Annotated in this window: 16 protein-coding genes; 4 read left to right on the top strand and 12 right to left on the bottom strand. The window is 42.0% G+C overall.

Going from position 1 to position 20839, the window contains the following annotated elements; all coding sequences use genetic code 11:
* Nucleotides 1-42: 42 nt before the first annotated feature.
* Genes Q0Y46_RS02410 through Q0Y46_RS02395 form a run of 4 tightly spaced genes read right to left on the bottom strand, consistent with a single transcriptional unit; the run spans nt 43 to nt 2809 of the window.
* Nucleotides 43-396 carry a hypothetical protein gene (locus Q0Y46_RS02410; RefSeq protein ID WP_297944469.1) on the bottom strand — a complete coding sequence of 118 codons (354 nt, stop codon included), beginning with the start codon at nt 394-396 and terminating at the stop codon, nt 43-45.
* A 25-nt stretch (nt 397-421) separates the two neighbouring features.
* Complete coding sequence (locus tag Q0Y46_RS02405; RefSeq protein ID WP_297944466.1) at nt 422-619, bottom strand: hypothetical protein; 198 nt, start codon at nt 617-619, stop codon at nt 422-424.
* Between the two features lie 46 nt (nt 620-665).
* A complete protein-coding gene (locus tag Q0Y46_RS02400) occupies nt 666-1727 on the bottom strand; it encodes a PDDEXK nuclease domain-containing protein (protein ID WP_297944463.1) in 1062 nt (353 codons plus the stop codon).
* Nucleotides 1728-1759: 32 nt separating this feature from the next.
* On the bottom strand, nt 1760-2809 hold the full coding sequence (locus Q0Y46_RS02395; protein WP_297944460.1) for an ORF6N domain-containing protein: 1050 nt from the start codon (nt 2807-2809) through the stop codon (nt 1760-1762).
* 466 nt (nt 2810-3275) lie between these two features.
* On the opposite strand from Q0Y46_RS02395, the gene Q0Y46_RS02390 reads away from it, so the two are divergent.
* Nucleotides 3276-3659 carry a hypothetical protein gene (locus Q0Y46_RS02390; RefSeq protein WP_297944457.1) on the top strand — a complete coding sequence of 128 codons (384 nt, stop codon included), beginning with the start codon at nt 3276-3278 and terminating at the stop codon, nt 3657-3659.
* A gap of 186 nt (nt 3660-3845) precedes the next feature.
* On the opposite strand, the gene Q0Y46_RS02385 is transcribed toward Q0Y46_RS02390, so the two are convergent.
* The 4 genes from Q0Y46_RS02385 to Q0Y46_RS02370 all read right to left on the bottom strand — a co-directional run bounded on the left by Q0Y46_RS02385 (nt 3846) and on the right by Q0Y46_RS02370 (nt 9326).
* On the bottom strand, nt 3846-4544 hold the full coding sequence (locus Q0Y46_RS02385) for a hypothetical protein (protein ID WP_297944454.1): 699 nt from the start codon (nt 4542-4544) through the stop codon (nt 3846-3848).
* A gap of 276 nt (nt 4545-4820) precedes the next feature.
* Nucleotides 4821-6869: an LlaJI family restriction endonuclease gene (locus Q0Y46_RS02380; protein WP_297944451.1), complete on the bottom strand. Its 2049-nt coding sequence runs from the start codon at nt 6867-6869 to the stop codon at nt 4821-4823.
* Between the two features lie 17 nt (nt 6870-6886).
* Nucleotides 6887-8824, bottom strand: coding sequence for a DUF3578 domain-containing protein (locus Q0Y46_RS02375; protein ID WP_297944448.1), 1938 nt, complete (start codon nt 8822-8824; stop codon nt 6887-6889).
* A 4-nt stretch (nt 8825-8828) separates the two neighbouring features.
* Nucleotides 8829-9326: an XRE family transcriptional regulator gene (locus Q0Y46_RS02370; protein WP_297944445.1), complete on the bottom strand. Its 498-nt coding sequence runs from the start codon at nt 9324-9326 to the stop codon at nt 8829-8831.
* 306 nt (nt 9327-9632) lie between these two features.
* On the opposite strand from Q0Y46_RS02370, the gene Q0Y46_RS02365 reads away from it, so the two are divergent.
* Nucleotides 9633-10274 carry a hypothetical protein gene (locus Q0Y46_RS02365; protein ID WP_297944442.1) on the top strand — a complete coding sequence of 214 codons (642 nt, stop codon included), beginning with the start codon at nt 9633-9635 and terminating at the stop codon, nt 10272-10274.
* A gap of 137 nt (nt 10275-10411) precedes the next feature.
* Here the strand turns inward: Q0Y46_RS02365 and Q0Y46_RS02360 are convergent, their stop codons facing one another.
* Together Q0Y46_RS02360 and Q0Y46_RS02355 are read right to left on the bottom strand one after the other, a co-directional pair.
* A complete protein-coding gene (locus Q0Y46_RS02360) occupies nt 10412-11131 on the bottom strand; it encodes a hypothetical protein (protein WP_297944439.1) in 720 nt (239 codons plus the stop codon).
* 94 nt (nt 11132-11225) lie between these two features.
* Nucleotides 11226-12095 carry a DNA methyltransferase gene (locus Q0Y46_RS02355; protein ID WP_297944436.1) on the bottom strand — a complete coding sequence of 290 codons (870 nt, stop codon included), beginning with the start codon at nt 12093-12095 and terminating at the stop codon, nt 11226-11228.
* A gap of 484 nt (nt 12096-12579) precedes the next feature.
* On the opposite strand from Q0Y46_RS02355, the gene Q0Y46_RS02350 reads away from it, so the two are divergent.
* Together Q0Y46_RS02350 and Q0Y46_RS02345 are read left to right on the top strand one after the other, a co-directional pair.
* Entirely contained in the window at nt 12580-13578 is a 999-nt protein-coding gene (locus Q0Y46_RS02350; protein ID WP_297944433.1) for a DGQHR domain-containing protein, read from the top strand.
* Complete coding sequence (locus tag Q0Y46_RS02345) at nt 13575-14519, top strand: hypothetical protein (RefSeq protein ID WP_297944429.1); 945 nt, start codon at nt 13575-13577, stop codon at nt 14517-14519. Before Q0Y46_RS02350 ends, Q0Y46_RS02345 begins: the two co-directional genes overlap by 4 nt.
* 66 nt (nt 14520-14585) lie before the next feature.
* Here the strand turns inward: Q0Y46_RS02345 and Q0Y46_RS02340 are convergent, their stop codons facing one another.
* Together Q0Y46_RS02340 and Q0Y46_RS02335 are read right to left on the bottom strand one after the other, a co-directional pair.
* The gene (locus Q0Y46_RS02340; RefSeq protein WP_297944426.1) at nt 14586-19430 is read right to left on the bottom strand and encodes a RecQ family ATP-dependent DNA helicase; all 4845 of its coding nucleotides are present in this window, start codon (nt 19428-19430) and stop codon (nt 14586-14588) included.
* Nucleotides 19431-19586: 156 nt separating this feature from the next.
* Nucleotides 19587-20540 (bottom strand): site-specific DNA-methyltransferase, encoded by a 954-nt coding sequence (locus Q0Y46_RS02335; RefSeq protein ID WP_297944423.1) that lies wholly within the window; start codon nt 20538-20540, stop codon nt 19587-19589.
* Nucleotides 20541-20839 lie beyond the last annotated feature (299 nt).

Below are 20839 nucleotides of genomic sequence, written 5' to 3'. Positions count from 1 at the left end.
ATGGGGCAACACTGTTGCCCCAATTTGTGACCGGTTGAATTTTCAATTGCTTCGCTTCTTCACCTTCAATTTGTTTATTACCTTCGACACCTCGAGCACTACATCTGTGTATTTAGTTTTTTTAGTGTCAAAGCAAAGCGTTTTGTCAAAGTCGATAAATTTGATACAGGTGCCAGTACCCCAATAATAACTCACATTTTCGTATGTATTGCTAATTTCTTCGAAAAAATCTACAACCTTTTGCTCATTATCTTTTTCTTTTTGAAGCGGTGTAAAAATTCGCTCCAATTTATTGTATAATTTTTTTTCTTCTTCATTGAAGCCGCTTTCCCCATCAGCGTACATCCCCCAGTTATACATCATTTCAACTTCTTTTTCTGTAAATGTATAGTCCATTTTTTCCTCACTTTTATGGTTAAGTTTATTTCCCGCTCCTGGCTGCGGCGATTTCGGCGTTGATTTCGTCGAGTGTCATTTCGGCGGAACCAACCTTTTCGGCATCGGCGGAAAGCTGCTGCATGGTCCGGAGCATACCGCGCTGAGCCTGCCTACGCAATTCCAAAAAGGCATTCCATCCAGTATTATCTTTCTTGTTCTCTTCTTCTGATTTTTTCTTCATCGTATTTCTCCTTTAATTGGTTGAAGGGCGCGTCTTCACAATACTCTTATCTTGCATTTTCAAATTCATTTACCCACTCCTTGACCTTCGCCTGCAATAGTTTCTTGTCCGGCAGATACAACTCATAAGCGGAGGCGTAAATATTCGCATCTTCGGGCAATGTCAGCCTTACAAGGGTATCCTTCTTCTCCTTGCAAAGCAAAATGCCGATAGTCGGCTTTTCGAAATCCTGCTTTACATACCGGTCGTAGTAGTTTACGTACATCTGCATCTGGCCGAGATCCTGATGGGTCAACTTATCGACCTTCAAGTCAACGAGCACATAGCACTGCAGCAGACGATTGTACAAGACCAAGTCCACATAGTAGTTGTCCTCGTCAAAGGAGAAACGCTTCTGACGCGCTTCGAACAGGAATCCTTTCCCCAATTCAAGCAGGAAATCTTGCAATTTACCGATGATAGCAGATTCCAGTTTCGATTCCGAATACGAAGCGTCCGGCTTCAAGCCAACAAATTCAAGCGTCACCGGATTCTTGATGATATCCTCCGGCTTTTCCACCACGTTGCCAACCTGTGCCAAACGGACAACCTGCTCCTTGTCCCGGCTCAGCGCAAGACGCTCATACAGGCTTGAACCATACTGCCGCTGCAACTCGCGAAAAGACCAGTTCCCGGAAGTGGCCTCTATCTCGTAAAAACGGCGTTCATCGGCATTCTTGATACGCATGAGCACCAGGTAATGGGACCACGAAAGGGTGAATTCTGGCAAAACTTCAGATTGGGGCAACACTGTTGCCCCAATTTGCTGAGGACAATAAACACGGTAAAAAAAGCGACAACGCTTGAGCGTATCAACGGTCCACCCACTTTCATAGGTTGATAACAATCGTTCTGACAATTTCGATAGAATCTGCTTGCCATATTCCGCTCGATACTTACCTTTTTGCTCATCTTCTACGATTAATCGCCCAATCTGGTATTTCGTGTAGACTTCGGCAACATTCATTGCCGTAGCCACGCGAACTCGCGCTTGTTCAATCAAGTTCGAAACCTTATTGAATAGTGATTCCACCGCTTTTGCAGGGACATTCTCTTTATTTTTAGTCATATAGCCTCCATGAGGTCGCAATTTGCGACCGGTTACTTTCCGCTCTGCTCCAACAATTCCTCAAACATGTTCCGGTATGCATCAGCATCATCGAGCCGGACGATGGTCGTAATCTTGTTGCCCGCATCCTTGGAAGATGCGCCGCAATGGTACAGTTTTTCGCTCTTGGTCTTGAAATCTACGAGAATGTAGCGGTCGTGGAATTTGTGCATGGCGGGTTTCTTGTCAATCGACACGTCCGGTCGGGCGGCCCGATAATCGGCAAGCATGTCGTCTGTCATGCGGCTTCCACCGAGCAAGTCGCTAAAAATCAGGACGGAAACGCCTTTGCGCACGTTCCGGAGCAAATTCAGCGTCTTGACATCTACATAGTTATCTACAATCAGCACCGATTTCTTCGCCATGCCGTAAATCTGCGCGTAAGCGACATCTGCCTCCAATTTCTGACCGTTCAGAATCAGGAAGTGCCTGAAAGACGAAGGATCAACGAAATTTTCCATGACCATCCGGAGGTCCACATTGATTTTTCCCAAATCGCTCCGGATATCGCGAACTTCGCCGGAAAGCTCCTTTACTTCAGCGGAAACCGTTGCGATTTCGCGCGTGTTTTGAACAGTCTGTGCTGCAATCTGGGCAATTCCCGCTGTCCCGAGCAATTGATGGTTTTCAGCAACGATATAGTCCTTCATCTGCTTGAAAAGGCGAATCAAAGCCTTGCTTTGAGCAGTCGCCCGTTCGCCCTTGAGCACCGTCATAAGCATGTAGATACCCTGTTCGGTAAATGCATAGGGGGCATACTTTATGTTAGTCCCCCGATGTCCGCCGTTCAAGGTCAAAATTTTTGACCTTGAACATTCATCAACTTCTTTGCTGCTTAGTTGAAAACGGAAATCGTCATCGAATTTTTCGATATTATTCTTGACCTGCTGATTGAATGCTTTGGTCGTATACCCGTAAATCTCGGCCAGGTCAGCATCAAGCATCACCTTGACCCCGCGGATGGTATATATCCGCGATTTGAGCAGGGTTTCGTCAATAAGCGGGAACTCCGCGACAGCCAATTTATCAGTTTTTCTTGACATAATAATCCTTTAGCCCGCTCGGCATGAGCGAACATTAAAAACGGTTTTAATTGCGTCTGCACTGCAGGCACAATAAGGGTTTGTTTATATTTGGGATGCTCTTGCGATGCTGTTGGCGGGGGCCTTCCCCGGCGTTACCTGGCATGGCTTCCGCCACACACTCGAGCAGGCTGTTTCTCCTGCCAGCTATCCAACATCACCTACAAGAAGGTGGATGCGCCTCGTCGCGGATGCACGTACGGGCCAATGGCCTATGCCGACTGTCACGAGGATTGTCGTAATACAGGGGTAAATATACATAAAAATTGCTGCTTTCCAAAAGCATTTTGCAAAAAATGCAATTTGCCTAACTATATGGCGCTTTTTGGGCTAAATTCGTTTTGTCATTATTTGACAGTGGAATCGGCGTATATTTACTATGATGGCCGCCATGTTGGCGCGGTTCACGAAAAGACGGAGGTGTACGATGAAAAGGATGATCGCCCTGTTGTTCCTGCCTATTTGCATGTTCGGCCTTGCGGCATGCTCGGATTCCGTGTTCGGGACGGATGCCCGGTACAAGCTGTACCCGACGCAGAACATGTGGACGTTCCTGAAGCTCGACACGGAGACAGGCAGAATCTGGCAAGTGCAGTACTCGGTGAAAGGGAACGACACCCGGTTCGAAGTGCCGCTGAACCCGGGGAACATCGCGAAGGCCCTGAAAAGGAGCCAGAAGGCAGGACGCTACGCCCTGTTCCCGACGCAGAACATGTACAACTTTATAATGCTGGACCAGATTGATGGGGACACGTACCAGGTCCAGTGGGGGAATGAGGAAAACCGGATGCTGATGCAGATTTCCAAGTGAATCCCGCGAACCCCTTTACGGGCGTTCCCCGGCTCCCGCTGGGTCGGGCTATATTTTAACGCGCTCCGGTCGGCCCTGGCGGCCCGCCCGCAGCGCTGTTAAAACGGAGCCGCGCAAGCGCGTCTCCGCCCCAAGGGGTCACTATCCCTACGCGGATGCGGGAAAATCATTGTCTTTCAGCCATTATTAACGTTTTCGCAACTTTAATGGCGCTGGGATTTTTTTTAGCTTTTCCTTTTTTGAGACAAATGTCCATTCACGTCGTTTATCTAGTTCTTCTTCCAATTCACATATGAGTTTCCAGAAATCCCTCATATGCGCTTTATTTGGGGAAGCTAATATGTCTGTCATTATTTGCGCAAGTTTCGTTAAAGCATACTTACATTTTTCTATTTCAGACACGTCAAGTTTTTGAATTTTTGTTGTCACTTCAGAATTTAATTTTGTTTGCTCACTATTTAATGCATTTGACCATTGTCCATGAGCAAATTTATTCCGAATTAATGACGGGTCCAAAATATATGCTTTAATAAGCCGTTCAACAGTTTGTTTTACATTCGGTATATGAGAGCCTTTCGGTGCTGCTTGGCATTTTTTTAATGCAATATCCAAGCATTTTTCCCATCCTTTTGAAATACCATGAAACTTTGTTGTATCCTTTACTTCTTGAATTTCGGATTCAGACAAAGAATTCGGAGTGTACAAAATTTTTAAATAATAGGACTCCGCTATGGTACAATACAAAATCGCCAAAACTTTTGTTTGGCATTCGGCTTCTGCTATTTTATTCCTTTTTAGGCAATCATTAAAAATCCGTTTGGAAAATTTCCAAACAGATTCCGCTTTTCTGCAATTTTCGCACAAATCCGTATATTGCACGCTCATATTCGTCTCAATTTAAGGGGAGTAAAACACTGTTTCTTGCAATGCTTTACCCCCCCGGAATCGAACCGGGATTTCCACTTTCGTGGCGTTCTACGCAAGGCGTCACCTTATTGAACTAGAGATCCGCCGCAATATATAGAAAAGAAATCAGATATGTCAAGGGATTTAGAATAAAAAAAGTAAATTTGCAAGAGAAATCCCATACAAGCGCATCATTTTTTCTTTAATTTCTGAACGATTCCATACATATTGGGAATACTGCAGATCCAGGAAGTGTCAGACTTCTTTGCAGGGCAAAAAGTAATATTCGTCTAGTGGAGATTTATTCTTCTTTATTCGTTCCAAATCAATGTCGCCAAACACGCTGCCTACCAGTTTGTATTCTCCCATATTTGCTGGTAAACGATATGTTTTTCCTATTTCCGCTTTTTCAAAAACTTTTCGTTTAATAAAAATTCCAAACTTTCGTTCGTCAAAGAGCCAATCTTCTTTTTCAAATTTGGCCTCTTCTAGATCTTGTACATTTGGGAAAATATCTTTTGGTGTAATATTGAACCAATCACATTTATCTTTTATTTTGCCCCACATTTCATTTAAATCTTCTTTTTCTTTGTCGGTCTGCGGCGGTTCTTTTTCCAAAGCCAAAATCAAACATTTAAAGCCGGTAGGCTTGAAGATTTTTCCGGCCAGCATGCGGAAATGGGCGTTGACAAAATCGACCTCCGATTCTTTAGGCCATACCGCATAGAATACATATTTTTTATCCAACAATTCCAGGAATTCCTTGCGGAATCTTTTGCGCGTCTTTTTCTTGAAATCTTCGCGCAGGGACGATTGTTTGGAAGTGTACGTCTTGAGCACATACAAGAAGTTAATGTTGTACACCTTCAGTAGGAGCGTGTCGCGGTCAAAAAGACGATTTCGGAAATGACGGTTGCGCTTATCCCACATGTCGTCTTCATCGGACTTGATGGGATCCCTCAATCCGTCCTTCGTCGAGAAATACGGGTCGTCATATTGTTCGTCGCCTTCGTATTCCGGGACAAATCCGCGTATAAAGAAGTTTGGCGTGACGCTATAACCTTCCGTTAACGGGTCCCTATAGCGGATACCTTCATAGACTCCCGAACCATAGTATTTCTTGTCGTCATTTATAAATTTTGGCGAGAAGAAGCTTTGGACGATATTCTTGGCGTAGGTGTACTGCTTGGCAACGGATTCTGTCGACAAGTCATTATCTTCCTGATAGTACTTACTGTCGCCAATATGCCAAATGCTTTCGTGTCCGTCGGCAAATATCAGGGACTTTTCCTTGTACAGGTGGTCGATTATCTTGCCGTCCTCGTTGTTCTTCAATTTCTTAGTTTTTGCGTCCTGGTCGCTGATGAGGCTATCTATCATCGTCTCGAATACGTTATTGAACGAATTCGCAATCAGGTATTCCTTCGCCTTTACGTCTTTATTGGTATACCTGGCGCCCCAACGGAAAAACGCATCCATGATATTGTAGAGCTTTAGCAGACGGTCTTCGAAATACTTGTACTTGATGCGGCGAAGCTCGCGCAAACCGCGCTCGTTTTCTAAAAGACGCGCGAATTCCTGCTTTTTAAGCGGGACATAGTACTCGCTTTGTGGCATTTCGAACCCGAATTCGTCCTGGATGAACTTCATCGCGGAGAAATACAAGACAAGCAGCCGGTCGTCCAAATCGAAGACCTTCTTCTTGTTCACCAGTTCCATATAGATTGGCGAATTGTCCTGGATGAAGGGGGCCTTTTTCGCGATAGTCCGCTGCCAGTTGATTTTGTTGTTTCCGCTATGTTTGTTCTTGGCGACAAATACGAACAGGTTCTTGTTCTTTTTATAGAACAGTTCCATGCTGCTCATGACATCGAGTAGCGTCGCGTAGCGGGCATCCCCCTTGAACTTGGAATGTTCCATGTGGTCGGGGGAACGGACTCCTGCCAAGTCGCTATCTGAACGGTATTTGTCTATGGCAGAATAGAGCCATGTCGAAAGGGACGAGAGGAACTTGCGTTGAATGTTCTTTATGGGTGAATCGCTCTGTCCAAAAATATCCTTACCCTTGGAATCGATTGGAGCCCCGAACGCTTTTGTTTTGCCGCCATCAAGAAAAACCTTAGGCAGCACGAATACAGGATTCCCATTGAAGAAGCAGTAACCGACTCCGTTTATTTTGGCTCCCTTGTCGGTCGTTTCCGTGTTGAAACCGCTTTCGCTCTGGAAATCGCTATTGCCCTTATAGCCGATAACCCTCTTGAGGTAATCGGCATCGTAGGCAAATTCTTCGAACAGGAAAATCATGGAGCAACCAAATGGCGTTAGCCATTCACTTCTTTAACGCCCAAGTTTTCCATAATCTTTTTCACGATTCTTTCGGCATCTTTACCGAAGAGTGACTGGAATGTCACCTTTGTAATTTCTGCATTGTATTCGAAGAAGAATACTTTCTTCCGGTCTGTTTCATCCTTGTAGACAGAATCCCAAAGATAGAAAAGCACCTTTGAGCGGAAGTCTTCAAACCTGATTGTCTTATCATCCTTCGGCTTGATGAAAAATTCACCCATTTGCTTGTCTTCGCTCTGCGTCGCGTCGTAAATATCGGCATTGACATTCTTCAAGAAATCAAGCCACATGTATGCGGAGCCGTTAACGTCAATTTTGAATTCGTCGGCGTTCCAATTATCTCCACAATCAGCATCTTTTGCGTATTTGATTGGTACATATTCCCAGTCAAAGCGGCGCTTGAATGCGCTGTCCATGGGGAACAGCGACTGGTCGCTGGTGTTCATTGTGGCGAGAATGTTCAAGTTGGGTGGGAGCTTCAGCAGACCTTCGCCGATTAGTGTTTCGTATGCCTCCCAAACAGACTTTTCGCTCAAGACAGAGTCTTTTTTTAGCCAATCTGCGAGATCACAATCTGCGTTAATCGGATATTGCGAAAATCCGTTAATGTCACGGTCAAGCAACTGGAAAATATCGCCGAATATCTGGGCGCAGTTCCCGCGGTTGATTTCTTCGATGACGAGATAGACCTGGTTCTCGGTTGTCGAAGCATTGCCCGCAGCGATATACTGCTTCCAAGCGGTAGCGTAAGCCTTTGCGAAAACCTGCGGAACGAAGGAATAAGTTATTTTCTCATCAATATCTGAAAATTCTAATCGAGCTTTTGTTGCTGCAGACAGGTATGCGCTTTTGTATTGGTCGGCTCCTATATTAGAAAGTCTCACGATTTCTTTCATGTTTTTATCTTTCAAGGAGTTGGCGTATTGTAAGCCGAATAATGTAATAGCAGTCGTTTTATCAAGTTCTCCATCACTATTATTAGGAAAGACCTCAAATAGCTTCTGCGCAAGTTGTTCCTTAGTCAACAATCCGTTGTCGATGTTTTCGACTTTTTTTGGTTTGTATGCGCCTACAAACTGTACATAATCGTAATCTGGGTGGAACGTTGTGCGGAATTTGCGAGCGTCTGGGATTGCCTTTATACCCTTTCCAAGGGAATTTCCGTTTTCGTCTTTGAAAAGGTTGCTGTCAATTTTATATGATTTTCCCGTTCCTGGTGCTCCAAAGAAAATCATATTCATATTTTCGTTGGCCATTTTTGTTTCCTCTTCTTGTTGTTTGACGGGAATGCTTTTATAAAATTGTTCATAGAACTCTTCGTAGATTTCAAGCATCTCTTTTAAATCTTTTTGAAGCTGCTCTTCAGAAGGCAACCCACCTTTAACATATTTTTTATAAAAAATGGTTCCCTTCTCATATTGCTCTCCAAGACCTTTCTCTGCGAGATGTATTTCATCATCCGATTGAAAAATGCGTTTGTCAATTTTGTTACGTACAATCGCAACGTTTTCTTGGATAATCTTTCCTTTACTTTTTTTTAGATCATCATCTTTAACATCCTTCAAATAGGGGTTAACATTTTTTATTGGATTTGTAACGCCCTGATTGAATGTTAAGTATATCGCACTGGAGTCTGAAGAAAGAAGATAAACGATATATACACCGTTTTGGGCGCTAGTTGTAATGTCTTTTCTAAAAACTCCTAACCAAGGAACATCGGCCCATACACCTTTTCCAACGCTTCCTTTGACCAAATATTTTTTTGCATCAACCAGCCCTGTTTCGTATACCTTCTCTGGAGCACTGTCACGAATAGCTTTCCACGCTGCAGCGTCTTTTCCATTCTTTTCCTTTTTCCCTTGAATGTAATTATCAAGAAAATAAGTCAAGATATCCGTTAATTGTTGTGCCATATTTTTACTCCTCAATTTCCATCAATACAATCGGAGCTTTCTCGCCCATGCTAGGTAAAGCCCCAAGAGTGTTGAAGTCAATGAATTCAGCAGCTTCTTCGTAATTCATGCCGTCAAACAGCATCAGTGAACGAACCATTTTTTCGTATGCGTAAATGACACGGCCATTTTCACTAACACCAACAACGGCTTCCATGTAATCAGGCTTTTCAAGGACTACGGTATCCTCATAACCATGTTCGCAAAGATATTTCTTGAAAGAATCAATCGTAAGAGGAGGGAAATCAGCATTTTCGATACGCTTGACAAAATCACTCGGACTTAATTCAAAGAAATTGGCGAGTTTTTCAATAATTTCAAGTGAGACGTTGCGGCGGCCGTTCTCAATGTCGCTCATATAGCGTCGGCCAACACCTGTTTCGAGAGCAAGTTTTTCCTGCGAAACGCCTTTCTGCGAACGTAGAGCGCGAATTGCTTTGCCAATATTATTTTGAAGAGACATATAACTAATTCATTTAAGCTGTTCTCTTCAAACATATAAATAGTGCAGTTTTTAGCCACGCTATATAGTGCACATTTTTTTTATAATTTGCCCCACAAAGTACCAGAAGCCCCAGCATGATTGCTAGAGTTTTATACGGCTGTTACGATTATCCGAAACCACTATTTTTGAACGAAATTTTAAACCACCAGAGATTATTATGTGTCAGTAACCCATCTTTTATAAAAATAACACGCAGATCACTTTGCAAATAGCGTAGAACCCATTACTTTTGTTATATATTCTGTAAAAAAAGCAGATGTCGACATGAGCATTAAAGAAGATAAATTTAATGAACTAAAAAAAGAATACGGGGCAGTCGCTAGCTGGGCAATTTGGGATATGCCCAATTCTGACAATCTATCTACAAAAGAAAATGTCGGCTCAATGAATTGGGCGAAGGATGAAAATCTTCTTATAGAAGAAATAAAAACAGATTTTGTATTCATTGCTCTAAATGCAGCTGACAATCATAAAGGGAAAAACGGGCATGCAAAACAAGATAGTTGGATTAACTTTCATTCATCCTATAGTAAAGGGCGCGACTATAAACTTCGATTCGCCGTTATGAAACGCAATGAAAATAGTTTTTGCACCGCGAAAGGTTCTTATATCACAGACCTTATAAAAGATATTCCCACAAAAGATGCAAAAAAACTTAAAAGCATTCTAAAAAACAACCCGCAAAAGCTAGAAAGTAACATAGAGAAACTAAAAGAAGAACTTAGTATTCTTGATAATAAAAAAAAGCCTATACTGATCGCCCTTGGAAGGGATTGTGAGCGATTTTTACGAAACACCTTGGAAAAAGAAGGCTATCGTGTTTATTATCTACCTCATTTCTCTGCAGCAAGTCCAAAACTAGAAGATTACTGGCAGCAGCTCCAAGTTATTTTGAAAAAGCTATAATATAGCTGTACAACAATCCACTCCCAATAACCTAAAAGCTTACGTTAATATAAGGAAAGCATAAGTTTCCCTGTAATTACGATAGCGTCGGCAATTCAAACTTTTCGAAAATAGATTCGCATATTGATTTTATAAAATTACCAAGACGCATTTTTAGCGATCGTCAAACCCTCATGTCGTTTAACGACTTTGTCATAATCCAAAAAATTCACTCGTTCCTTTATGGAATTAAAAATAGAAGCATTCAATTTGTCATCAAACTCATTTTTTCTCGTTGCCGCTGCAACAATAAAGAACTCCGCCGAAAAATCTTGCAATTCGTAAAATTTGGAAAGAGAGTTCTTTATATCAGTTGTATGTTCTACTTCATAAAAAAACGACGGCATATTTCTTTCATTGAACCATATTACATCAACCGTTTTGGCCTTTCTTAGAATCGTGTCATAGGTAAAATGCGGAATATCGGTAGTATCAGTAACTTCCGCTAGCTTTTTCCCAAGAAACTTGCGATTTTTATCCTGTGCAGGAACATATGTGGTCAGTTTCTTAAACTTTCCTATTTCAACCAACAATCCCTGATAATATCCATGGTCAAATGATTGTTCACTTTTTTTGTCACCAATTTTCAAATCAAGACGTAACAAGACCTCCTTTCGATATTTTTCCAGAGCCCATAAACCAGGTCTAATCTTGAAAATTTGGTCGCTGTCTTGAACAATTCTTCGAACACTAGCTTCCGGAGTTTTCGTTTTCCATTTAGAAAAATCAACAATTTCATTTAACCGTTTAAAAGTCGCGAACCCGCCTTCTTTTTCCAACGCTGCAATAACTTGCTCGGTCTGAGAAATTGCTTTCATGTACGAACCCTTTTATTACTTGATGTTTAATTCATGTTTTCGCATGCCAGAACATCTCTTTGAAAAAAGGTTGCCAGCAAGCCTACCCCTAATTTTAACAATATTCCGATGCGCATGTTCTATCAGGATGCAATTTCGTTTCAAATTTAATGCGGCATCCCCCCACAACTCCACTTCCAGCGAAGGAATCTAACACTATTTCACCCTGTTTTGTCACAAATTGAAGGATTTTTTCACACAAGGTTAGTGGCAGTTCACTTTGGTGAATTTTGTCGCCCTTTCCAACTGGTGGAATATCGAACATCGTTGGAAGCATCTGCGTAGTTCCGCTCATATGGTGGATTTCACCAGTTTCTTTTGTCTTTTTCACGTCAATTCGAAGGTTTCGAGCCTTACCCTTCGAAAAAATCATCACGTCTTGAGTATTTTTAGATTTGCGACCCGTGTTACTGACAAAATTTCCCTTCTTCCATGTGACTTTAGAATAATAGAGTAATCCACACTGCTCTGCATACTTCTTGATTTGATAGAGGTAATCATAATTGTTCTCGTTTTCAGCAGGGAGAATTTCAACAAGAAAACAGCCGTCCTTGAGGACGCGTGCTTTTTCCTTAAAATCATCCAGATTGTATTTGAAACAGTCGTATGTGGCAAAATTTCGGTCTCCACCCTTGTTTGATTTTTTATCCAACCAAGGATGGTCCGTCAAGATGCAGTCGATAGAAGCATCATCAAGCATACTTAGATTTCGTCCATCACCTTCTATTAACACACAGCTCTCATCGCCATCGATGGTTTTGTATAGACCTTTAGCGACACGTTCGAATTTTATTCCGAGATTGTCATAAATTCTTGCGCGAACAGTTTCCTTAGGCTTGTCGGAGTTTTTGGAATAGGCTTCCTTGAGCGAGAATTCACCTTTTTTCTTGAAACAGGAATAAATAGAATTTGCGAGAGACTTCATGGATGAAAATATATATATTTACAATGATGTCAATTTGTGACATATGAAAAATAAAAGCCGCCGAAATCGGGAAAAATTTTTTCTGATTTCCGAACATCCTCCTCACTCTGAAGTCGCCCGGAGATCTTACCACAAGGAAGCTCCAGAGCCCCTGCTTAATTGCTGAATCAATCGACTCAATTTTGCCGATTATCATGCTATAGCAATTCTTCTTATTGAACAATCCTTCAACATTGGCGATTTTCTGGATCTTTATAGGGAGGACTCCCTTCGACAGAGCATCGGCTCAACTAACAAATATTATCCGATGGTTCGGCTCTACCTCTACTAAATGTAATTTTGGGTAAATTATAAAAATTACGTTTTTTCTGGGACATATTAAACAATGAAAAATATCTTTATACTAATTTGCAGTTGAAAAAGATAAAGATTAATGTTATTATTACTTAATAATAAAACAAACAATGTCCAACAGAGGCGAATGATGTCTAAACAAAAAAGTCAATCAATTAAAGCAATTCCTTGTAGTCAAAATGGAATCGTTTTTTATTCTGCCGTCATGTCAAGCTCAATATTAAAGGAGGTTTGTTTTGTCTCGCGAAGAGAATCCGACCCACGAAAAGGCTTCCAGAGAACATTGAATGAAAATAGAGCGAAAAATATTGCTGCATATCTAGATAGTGGAAAAAAATGCATACCGTCTTCATTGATCCTAAGTGCCCAGAATATCTCAAATATATCTTATGATAAAAAGAAATCAGAACTGACTTTTAGCATTAGTAAAAATTCGTTTCTTGTTTTGGATGGACAACATAGATTATTTGGTTATTTTTTAGCAAAAGAGGATTACGCAGTTCCTGTTGTAATTTTCAATAATTTAAATATTACTGCAGAAGTGAATCTTTTCATTGACATTAATACAAATCAAAAGGGAGTCCCAGCAACTTTACTGCTGGATATAAAAAACATTGCTGGAAAAGAAACGTCTTTAGAAGAAAAACAGCGAACTCTTTTTGACTATTTGGACAAGAATAGTGTACTGGCAGGGCGTTTTTCCGCAAATAAAAGTAGAGTTGGCTACATATCAAGATTGACTTTTAATGAAGCTACCAAAAATATACTAGAAAGTGGTTATTTTAAAGAAAAAGATGTTAATCTTGTTTGCAAGGCTGTAAAAAATTATTTAGAAGCCGCGGACCAAGTGTTGAATAGTTGCCATAACGAGAAAGTGAAATTAACGAATGGCTCTTTATTTAAGGCTGTTTTTGCAATTTTTAATGAGTGTATAGACAAAGCTTTTGATAAGTATCAAAACATCAAGGTGAAAAATTTAAAAGATGTTCTGACTCCGATATCTAATTTATCATATGATTCGTATGTGGGTTCCAGTAATGCAACCGTCACAAAGATGGTTGCAGACATGAAAGCTCAATTGAGGGAGTATTCTAAATATAGCTCTATTGACGAGGATGATATATTTTGAGTAGTATATATCTGAATGGCCAAGGTTTTTTAAATATAAGAAATAGATTTTTGTTGCCCCTAGTAGGCACATCAGTCACACCAAAAAAAGCTCATTTTTGGACAATAATTGAATTAATCAAAAAACATGCGAAAAAATTTGAAAAGGATTCTGAATCAACAAAGATAACCTTCCTTAAAGAAGAATTCTACAAAATGCTGATTACTGAGGTGTCACTTTTCCAAATAAAGAGGATGCGTCAGCATGAGTGTATAGACGCTTTGAAGAGACCATTCAATTGGAAATTTGTGACGGTGTATTATGATTTATTTTTTTCATCATTTATTTTACTCCTTTTCCTTCATAGAGGCTTTGTTTTTGTTGACGAAAATAACGCGAATGAAATAGAAAATCTAATAAATCAAACGTTGTCTGGCGATAATCTGATTCGTTTTTATAAAGGGAATTATTACTTTTGGGCAGAAATGGATGAATCTGACGACGATAATCAAATTGTCGTTTCTTTTGTGCACAGAAAAGACAATACGCATGAGGCTTTATGGAAGGTATTGCCCGATATAGTAAAAAAAGAGATATATAGATTTGCCGATGCTGATGAAAGGGCTATATATGCTACTTTGAATGAATATGTGAAAACATATGGAGAAACATTTCCTTCGCAAACTCGTAATTTTTATAATTATTCGCCATTATCTGCATACAACGATATACAAAGCCGTATTTCGTTCATTTCCGGTCAAAACCGAGATCTGATAAAAGATGCGTTACGTTTTCAAAGCAAAAAAGATGATGGCTGGCCAGAAAAAGCTCAAGCAACACAATATTATCGTGAGATTATTTCTTTGTTAACAGATTATCTCTATGATGAGTATATATCTAGGGGTAATGAAAAAAATGAATTTTACCAATTGCTGCGCTCAGGAAAAAGACATAAAGCCTAAACTAGCCTCATTTTTAGATTTGTGAAATTTAGTCAAAATGTAATAGTTCAAAACAATCCCGAAGAACTACCCTCTTCTTTCCAGTTCTATTTCTGGCAGAATAATCGGGCACTCATCTTCGCGTTCTTTGTTTTTCCAAGCGACTATGTAACGGATTTTGACTTTTTTCACGACATAGCCCAGTTCTTCTAGGTGCGCTATTTTTGCTTTTGCGTCCTTCGACAAAACGGCAATCGCATTTTTGGATGAAGAAGAATCATACAGGCAACCGTTCCTAAATCGCAACGGCATTCCCGCACATAGTGCGAAAACCCTTTTCTTCAATTCCGGGCCTTCACCCGATGCTTCGCCATAGAAATAATCAAGCCACAAATTTTTGTGCCCGAACTGGCAAATGATTTCTGCCGGTTCTGGATACTCGGCTTTATCTATTAGTTTCTCGGGCGCATACTCTTCCAAGAAGGGGCAACAATGGAAAACGTACAATTGATTCTTCGCACGAGTGAACGCAACATACAGAACACGTCTTCCTTCCTCCGTGTTCATTCGTTGGTCTTTCACCATCACATAAACTCTATCGAATTCACGTCCTTTGGCTTTGTGAATAGTCGATACAACAACTTCTTTCTTCGTTCCTCTTTCAAAGTCCGAAATTTTGGATTCCATCAAGAATAGTTTGAAGTCGTTTTGATAAAGACGGTCGTTCTGGCTCTTGTAAACGTCAAGGGCTCGCAAGCAAATGTCAAGTATGGAACTCTTTTGGTATTTCTCTTTCAGCTTTTCAACGGCAAGGTTCCAATCTTCCGTACTGATAATCGGTTCATTTTCCTTTTGGACCCACTTCAAGAAACTTCTGAATTCTATCAGTTCGTGCAAGGCAAATCCATCGCTATCTTGGATTAACTTCGCCTTTATCTTTTCATGATTCAAAAGTGCCATGACCTTTAACGCATCATCGTTGGTCTGGGTCAATACGCCCACTGTCCCGAGAGGAGGATATTTCTTCAGATGGTTCAATACCGGGTATTCCAGGCTCGTAGAAGCGAACCTTCGAATCCTTACTGCTCCGACACCTTCCCTTACAGAAACGATGGGGTTCTCTTTCAAACGGTTCGGGATATCCTGCACAAAGCGATTGCTGAAATCTACCACCGGCTTTATGCTTCGATAGTTTTCGACAAGTTCGTATTTTTTCGCATTGTAGATCTCTGTAAACTTGCTCAAATTTACAGAACCGGAACCATTTTTCTTGTGAATCCCTTCAAAAATATTTTGATCATCGTCCCCGACGGCTATTACGCGCATGTCTTCGTTTTGCTCAATCAACGCTTGGACAAGAGCAAACTGGTGCTCATCCATATCCTGGGCTTCATCGATGACAAGGACTTTTTTCGTTATCTTGCTTTGTTCAATTTCCCCCTCGCGAATCATCTGCACCGCTGTTTCGATAACAGAATCAGATTCGTTCAGGTCACCCATCTTTCCAAGCAAATCAAAGGCATAAGAATGGAACGTCTTCGCGGTCAGATAAACAGCGGCATTTCCAATCAGCTTGCGCAGCTTTTCCTTAAAATCAATTGCGGCACTCCGTGAAAATGTCAGCATCAGCAATTGTTCGTGCTTTACATCTTCCAGCAGCATCAGCGAAGCCAGTTTATGCACCAGTACTCGCGTTTTTCCGCTACCTGGCCCGGCGGCAACCATTATATACTGGCTGTCCTTATCTTCTATTATTTCTCTCTGCCGCGGCGAAAGCTCGTCAACGATTTCATGATACTTTTGTGGAGTGATGTTGTGGTTGATTTCGTCTTCGCGATTTCCCTTGAAATATTTCTTCAGGAACATCTTGTATTCCAAGGCAAAATAATCGCTCACAAAAGTCAACGCCTGCTTGCTATCGCGAACCATCATGTTGGCGTATTCGCCAACGATGTGAATCTGCTGCATTTTCATCTTGTAGAAATTATTCAGCTTTTCGTAGTCGTCGACTTTATATTTTATCAAATTGTTCTTTTCGATTCTGTGTATTTCAAGAGCATTATACAAGACCAAAAAGCCGTTTTCTATCTGTAGGGAATTCGTCTTGGAAAGATAAAGCAAAGACCTTTCCAAATCCTTGTAAGAGACCGTTTCCTTGGTGAAAAGCGAAATCTCGTCTTCATAGGCAGCCAACAATTCCTTTTCGGAAAATTGAATCAGCGCTTCTTCACGTTGATTTGGCCTTACTTTCAAATTCGTTTGATACAGATGTTCAACGATAAACCGTGATAACTGAATACGGTGGTCAAAATCTTTCTTTAAGGTGTCCAGTGGCACCTTCAATTCTATTTTCGTACTGACATCAGAATAATAATTCTTCTCGATGAAATTATTGATCATCCAAAAGAATAATATTGTCTTGAAATCCTTGACGCTAGATTTTTTGATACCCGACGCCATCGCCTCTTCGTTCAATTCCTTCAAGTTGAAAATGGTTTTACCCGTTTCCAGTTTCGAAAGAAGGAGATTTTCCATTTGGCCAAAACGGTTTATGACTCCCTTCGACTTATTCTCGCCTTCGGATTTCTTGATATATGCGGTCAAATCCCTGGTGTCTGCAAGAATGTTTTCTGCGCGTAATAGCTGAACGGACTCTTGGACTTCGCTACATTTCAAACCCAAAATGTCGGCAATATAGTCGATTCTGGATTCTGCTTCATCGCTATCGGCTTTTGACGTGCTCCTTTCGGAAATCAGGAGACTCATGATTCTAGAAGCGGCTTCTTTCTGCTTCTCGTCAAAAAGGGTCGAAGCCGTAATCTTTCTACGGGCCTCGTCCATATTTTGGACCATTATGCCCGTCGCAAACACTCTTGGGCAATTTTGCCTACGCTCAATATAGCCAGCTTCTTCCAACGCAAGGATTGCCGTCTTGACACGAGTTTCCACATCCCCGTTGGGGTCGTCAAAACCTGCTTCGCGAGCAATTTCCAATGGGGAACGCTTCAAGATCGACCGATTCTTGGTAAGACTCTTGATGGCTTTCCAAACTTGCTGAATCTCGCTCAAACTGAGTTTTGTCTGGTTCAACAACAAGAAATGTTTGTCCAGATCTTTCTCGTTGAAAAGAACGTAGCAATCGGCCTCCAGGCTTTGGTTTCGCCCTGCACGGCCAGCTTCCTGAACATAATTCTCTAGCGAATCGGAAATTTCATAATGGACAACAAGCTGAACATTGTCCTTGTCAACGCCCATGCCAAAAGCCGACGTGGCAACAATAATCTGCACCTGATTGTTGATAAAGGCATTCTGGTTTTCGACTTTTTCACGGCTGTCCATCTTGCCGTTGAATGCGCGCGCAACAAAACCATCCTGGTTCAGTTTCTCGGCAAGAACCGCCGTGGTCTTTGTCCTAGAAACATAGACGATCGTGGGGCAATTCTTCTGCTCAATCAGGGACCTCAAGGTCTTATATTTCTGGTCATCATCCTCTTGGTAGATGACATGATAAGTCAAATTGGCTCGAGTCGCCTTGGTTGCAAAAATCTTTAAATCAAGATCCAATTTCCGCTTGAAATAATCGCAGATGTCTTGAACCACCTTCTGCTTTGCCGTAGCCGTAAAGCAAGAAACAGGAATTCTATTGGAACCTATCTTTTGTTCCTGAATTTTTCTGATGAAGTCACCTATATAAAGGTAATCGACACGGAAATCATGGCCCCAGCTAGAAAAACAGTGCGCTTCATCGATCACAAAACGTGCGATTTGCCTTGAAAGCAACAGTTTTTCTATGGTCTTGGAGCGCAAAGACTCCGGTGAAATATACAGGAGCGACGCTAAACCCGATTCCACTCGTTCTACGGATTCAGCCCTCTCAATTGGATCCAACAAACCGTTTATGGTAACGGCATCCACAATTCCCTTTTTATTCAGGTTGTCCACCTGGTCTTTCATCAAGGACTGCAAAGGAGAAATGACAACCGTCAATCCCTTGTAGTTTTCACCAGCCATTAAAGCGGGCAATTGGAACGTAATCGATTTGCCGCCACCTGTCGGGAAGATTGCAAGCAGGGAATCGTTGTTTACCGCAGCTGCGGCCGCCTGCTCCTGTAGCGGTTCACCATCATACGTTCTGAAATTATCGTAGCCGAAAAACGTTTTGAGTTTTTTCCTAACGTCAAGCTTGCCTTCGCAATAGGCGCATTTCTTATGGCAAGGCTTATTGCGCAACAAGAAAAGAATGTTTTCTATGTATGGGTAATTCTTCAGAACCCAGGCCGGCGTTATGGAACGCTTGTCTTTTAAATTGATTACTGCCAAGGCGTATGCTAGTTCTATGGGGCGGTCTGTGACAAACGTATCTATGTCGGCGTTTTCGCAAATCAAACCTTCAAAACGTTTCTTGATAAGGTTTGCTGTATTTTTAGATTCAGAACCGTTCTGGAAAATGCCTAAAAACTTTTTCGTCGAAACAGAATATCCCAGGAATTCAAAAAAGCCCTTAAATTCCGCTGTTCCCTTCAAAAGGTTCAAATAGATTTCTTTTAAATCGTTATCCAACGCCTTGAAGGCGTTAACCTCATCATAAAAGAGGCCTTTTGACTTTTGCGCATCAAGCAAGGGGTTGTTCAGAGCGTCACTAAGGATCTTGTCGTCTTTCAGCAGTTTGTGACTTGGCCTCATTGGGAACATCAAAGGCGACAAATAAAGAGTGTCAATCACCTTCTTTTTCCGCAAATCCAAATGCGCCAAATATTTTAAATCATGATTTAGAATGTTGTGACCACCGATGAATTCGGCATCTTTCACAAAATTCAGAAAGTCACCCTGGATTGAATTATGAAAAGTGGAGTCTTGGTCGTTAACCGCACCAAGATCCATAATCTTGTTGCTGGATGTAGAAACCTCAATATCAAGAAAAACAATGCTCACTGACGTGAAAACTATATAAAATTGCGCCTCAAAAGGTGTTGTGAATGCCAAATTGTATAAGTTATCACACCGTTTGTGGCAACTCCTCAAAATTATTGAGGAGTTGAGTTGTCAAGGATTACTTGACAGCTTAAAATGCAAGGCTTCCCCCTCCCTTTATCCGTTCAGGTTGCCAAGGGGCGGGCTTGCTTTCCAGAATGCTTCTCGGAAGAAGGGGTTGCCTGCGAGCCGGTCCCTGATTTTGAGGATGTTCCTGTGGGCGAGTTCTATCAGGATGCAGTTCCGTTTCAAATTCAGTGCGGCTTCCCCCACGACGCCGCTGCCGGCGAAGGAGTCAAGCACGGTTTCGCCCTGCCTGGTCACGAACTGGAGGATTTTTTCGCACAGGGTCAGCGGGAGTTCGCTCTGGTGTATCTTGTTCTTCCTTGCGACGGGCGGGATGTCGAACATGGCGGGGAGCATCTGCGCGGTGCCGCTCATGTACTGGGGCGTCCCGGTGTCTTTTGTCTTCTTGGCGTCGATGCGCAGGCTGCGCGCCGTGCCTTTCGAGAATATCATCACGTCTTGGGTGTTCTTGGACTTGCGCCCGGTATTGCTGACAAAGTTCCCCTTTTTCCAGGTGACTTTCGAGTAGTAGAGCAGCCCGCACTGTTCGGCGTATTTCTTTATCTGGTAGAGGTAATCGTAGTTGTTCTCGTTTTCGGCGGGGAGGATTTCGACGAGGAAGCAGCCGTCCTTGAGCACGCGGGCTTTTTCCCTGAAGTCGTCAAGGGTGTACCTGAAGCAGTCGTACGTGGCGAAGTTGCGGTCGCCGCCCTTGTTGGACTTCTTGTCTAGCCACGGGTGGTCGGTCAGGATGCAGTCGATGGAGGCGTCCCCGAGCATGGAGAGGTCGCGGCCGTCGCCTTCTATCACGACGCAGCTTTCGTCGCCCTCGATTGTCTTGTACAGGCCCTTGGCGACGCGCTCGAATTTTACGCCGAGGTTGTCGTAGATGCGCGCGCGGACGGTTTCCTTGGGCTTGTCGGAATTTTCGGAATAGGCGTCCTTGAGCGAGAATTCGCCCTTGTCCTTGAAACAGGAGTAGATGGTGTTTGCGAGTGATTTCATGCGCAGAAATATAGATCCGGCGGAGTGACAAATTGTGACAGAGAAAGGCACGTGTTCCGTTTTGGAACATATGGGTAATAGTAATGTGCAAATTTTGCACATTACTTTTCCATTTATGATTTTAAACCTCTCGAATTCGAGGGGGTAACTGTCGCAAATTTTGCGACAGTTCAATCCGAATTATGGAACCGCAGTCGTGATTCCAAGTTGGCATTTCTATAACCTAAAGGTTAATTATTTGCAAAAAATATTAACCTTTTTGTTATAAAGCATTATTTTCCCGAAAACATTTTGACACC

This window comes from uncultured Fibrobacter sp., assembly GCF_947305105.1.
Taxonomy (GTDB): domain Bacteria; phylum Fibrobacterota; class Fibrobacteria; order Fibrobacterales; family Fibrobacteraceae; genus Fibrobacter.
This window is presented reverse-complemented; position numbering and strand designations above follow the sequence as displayed.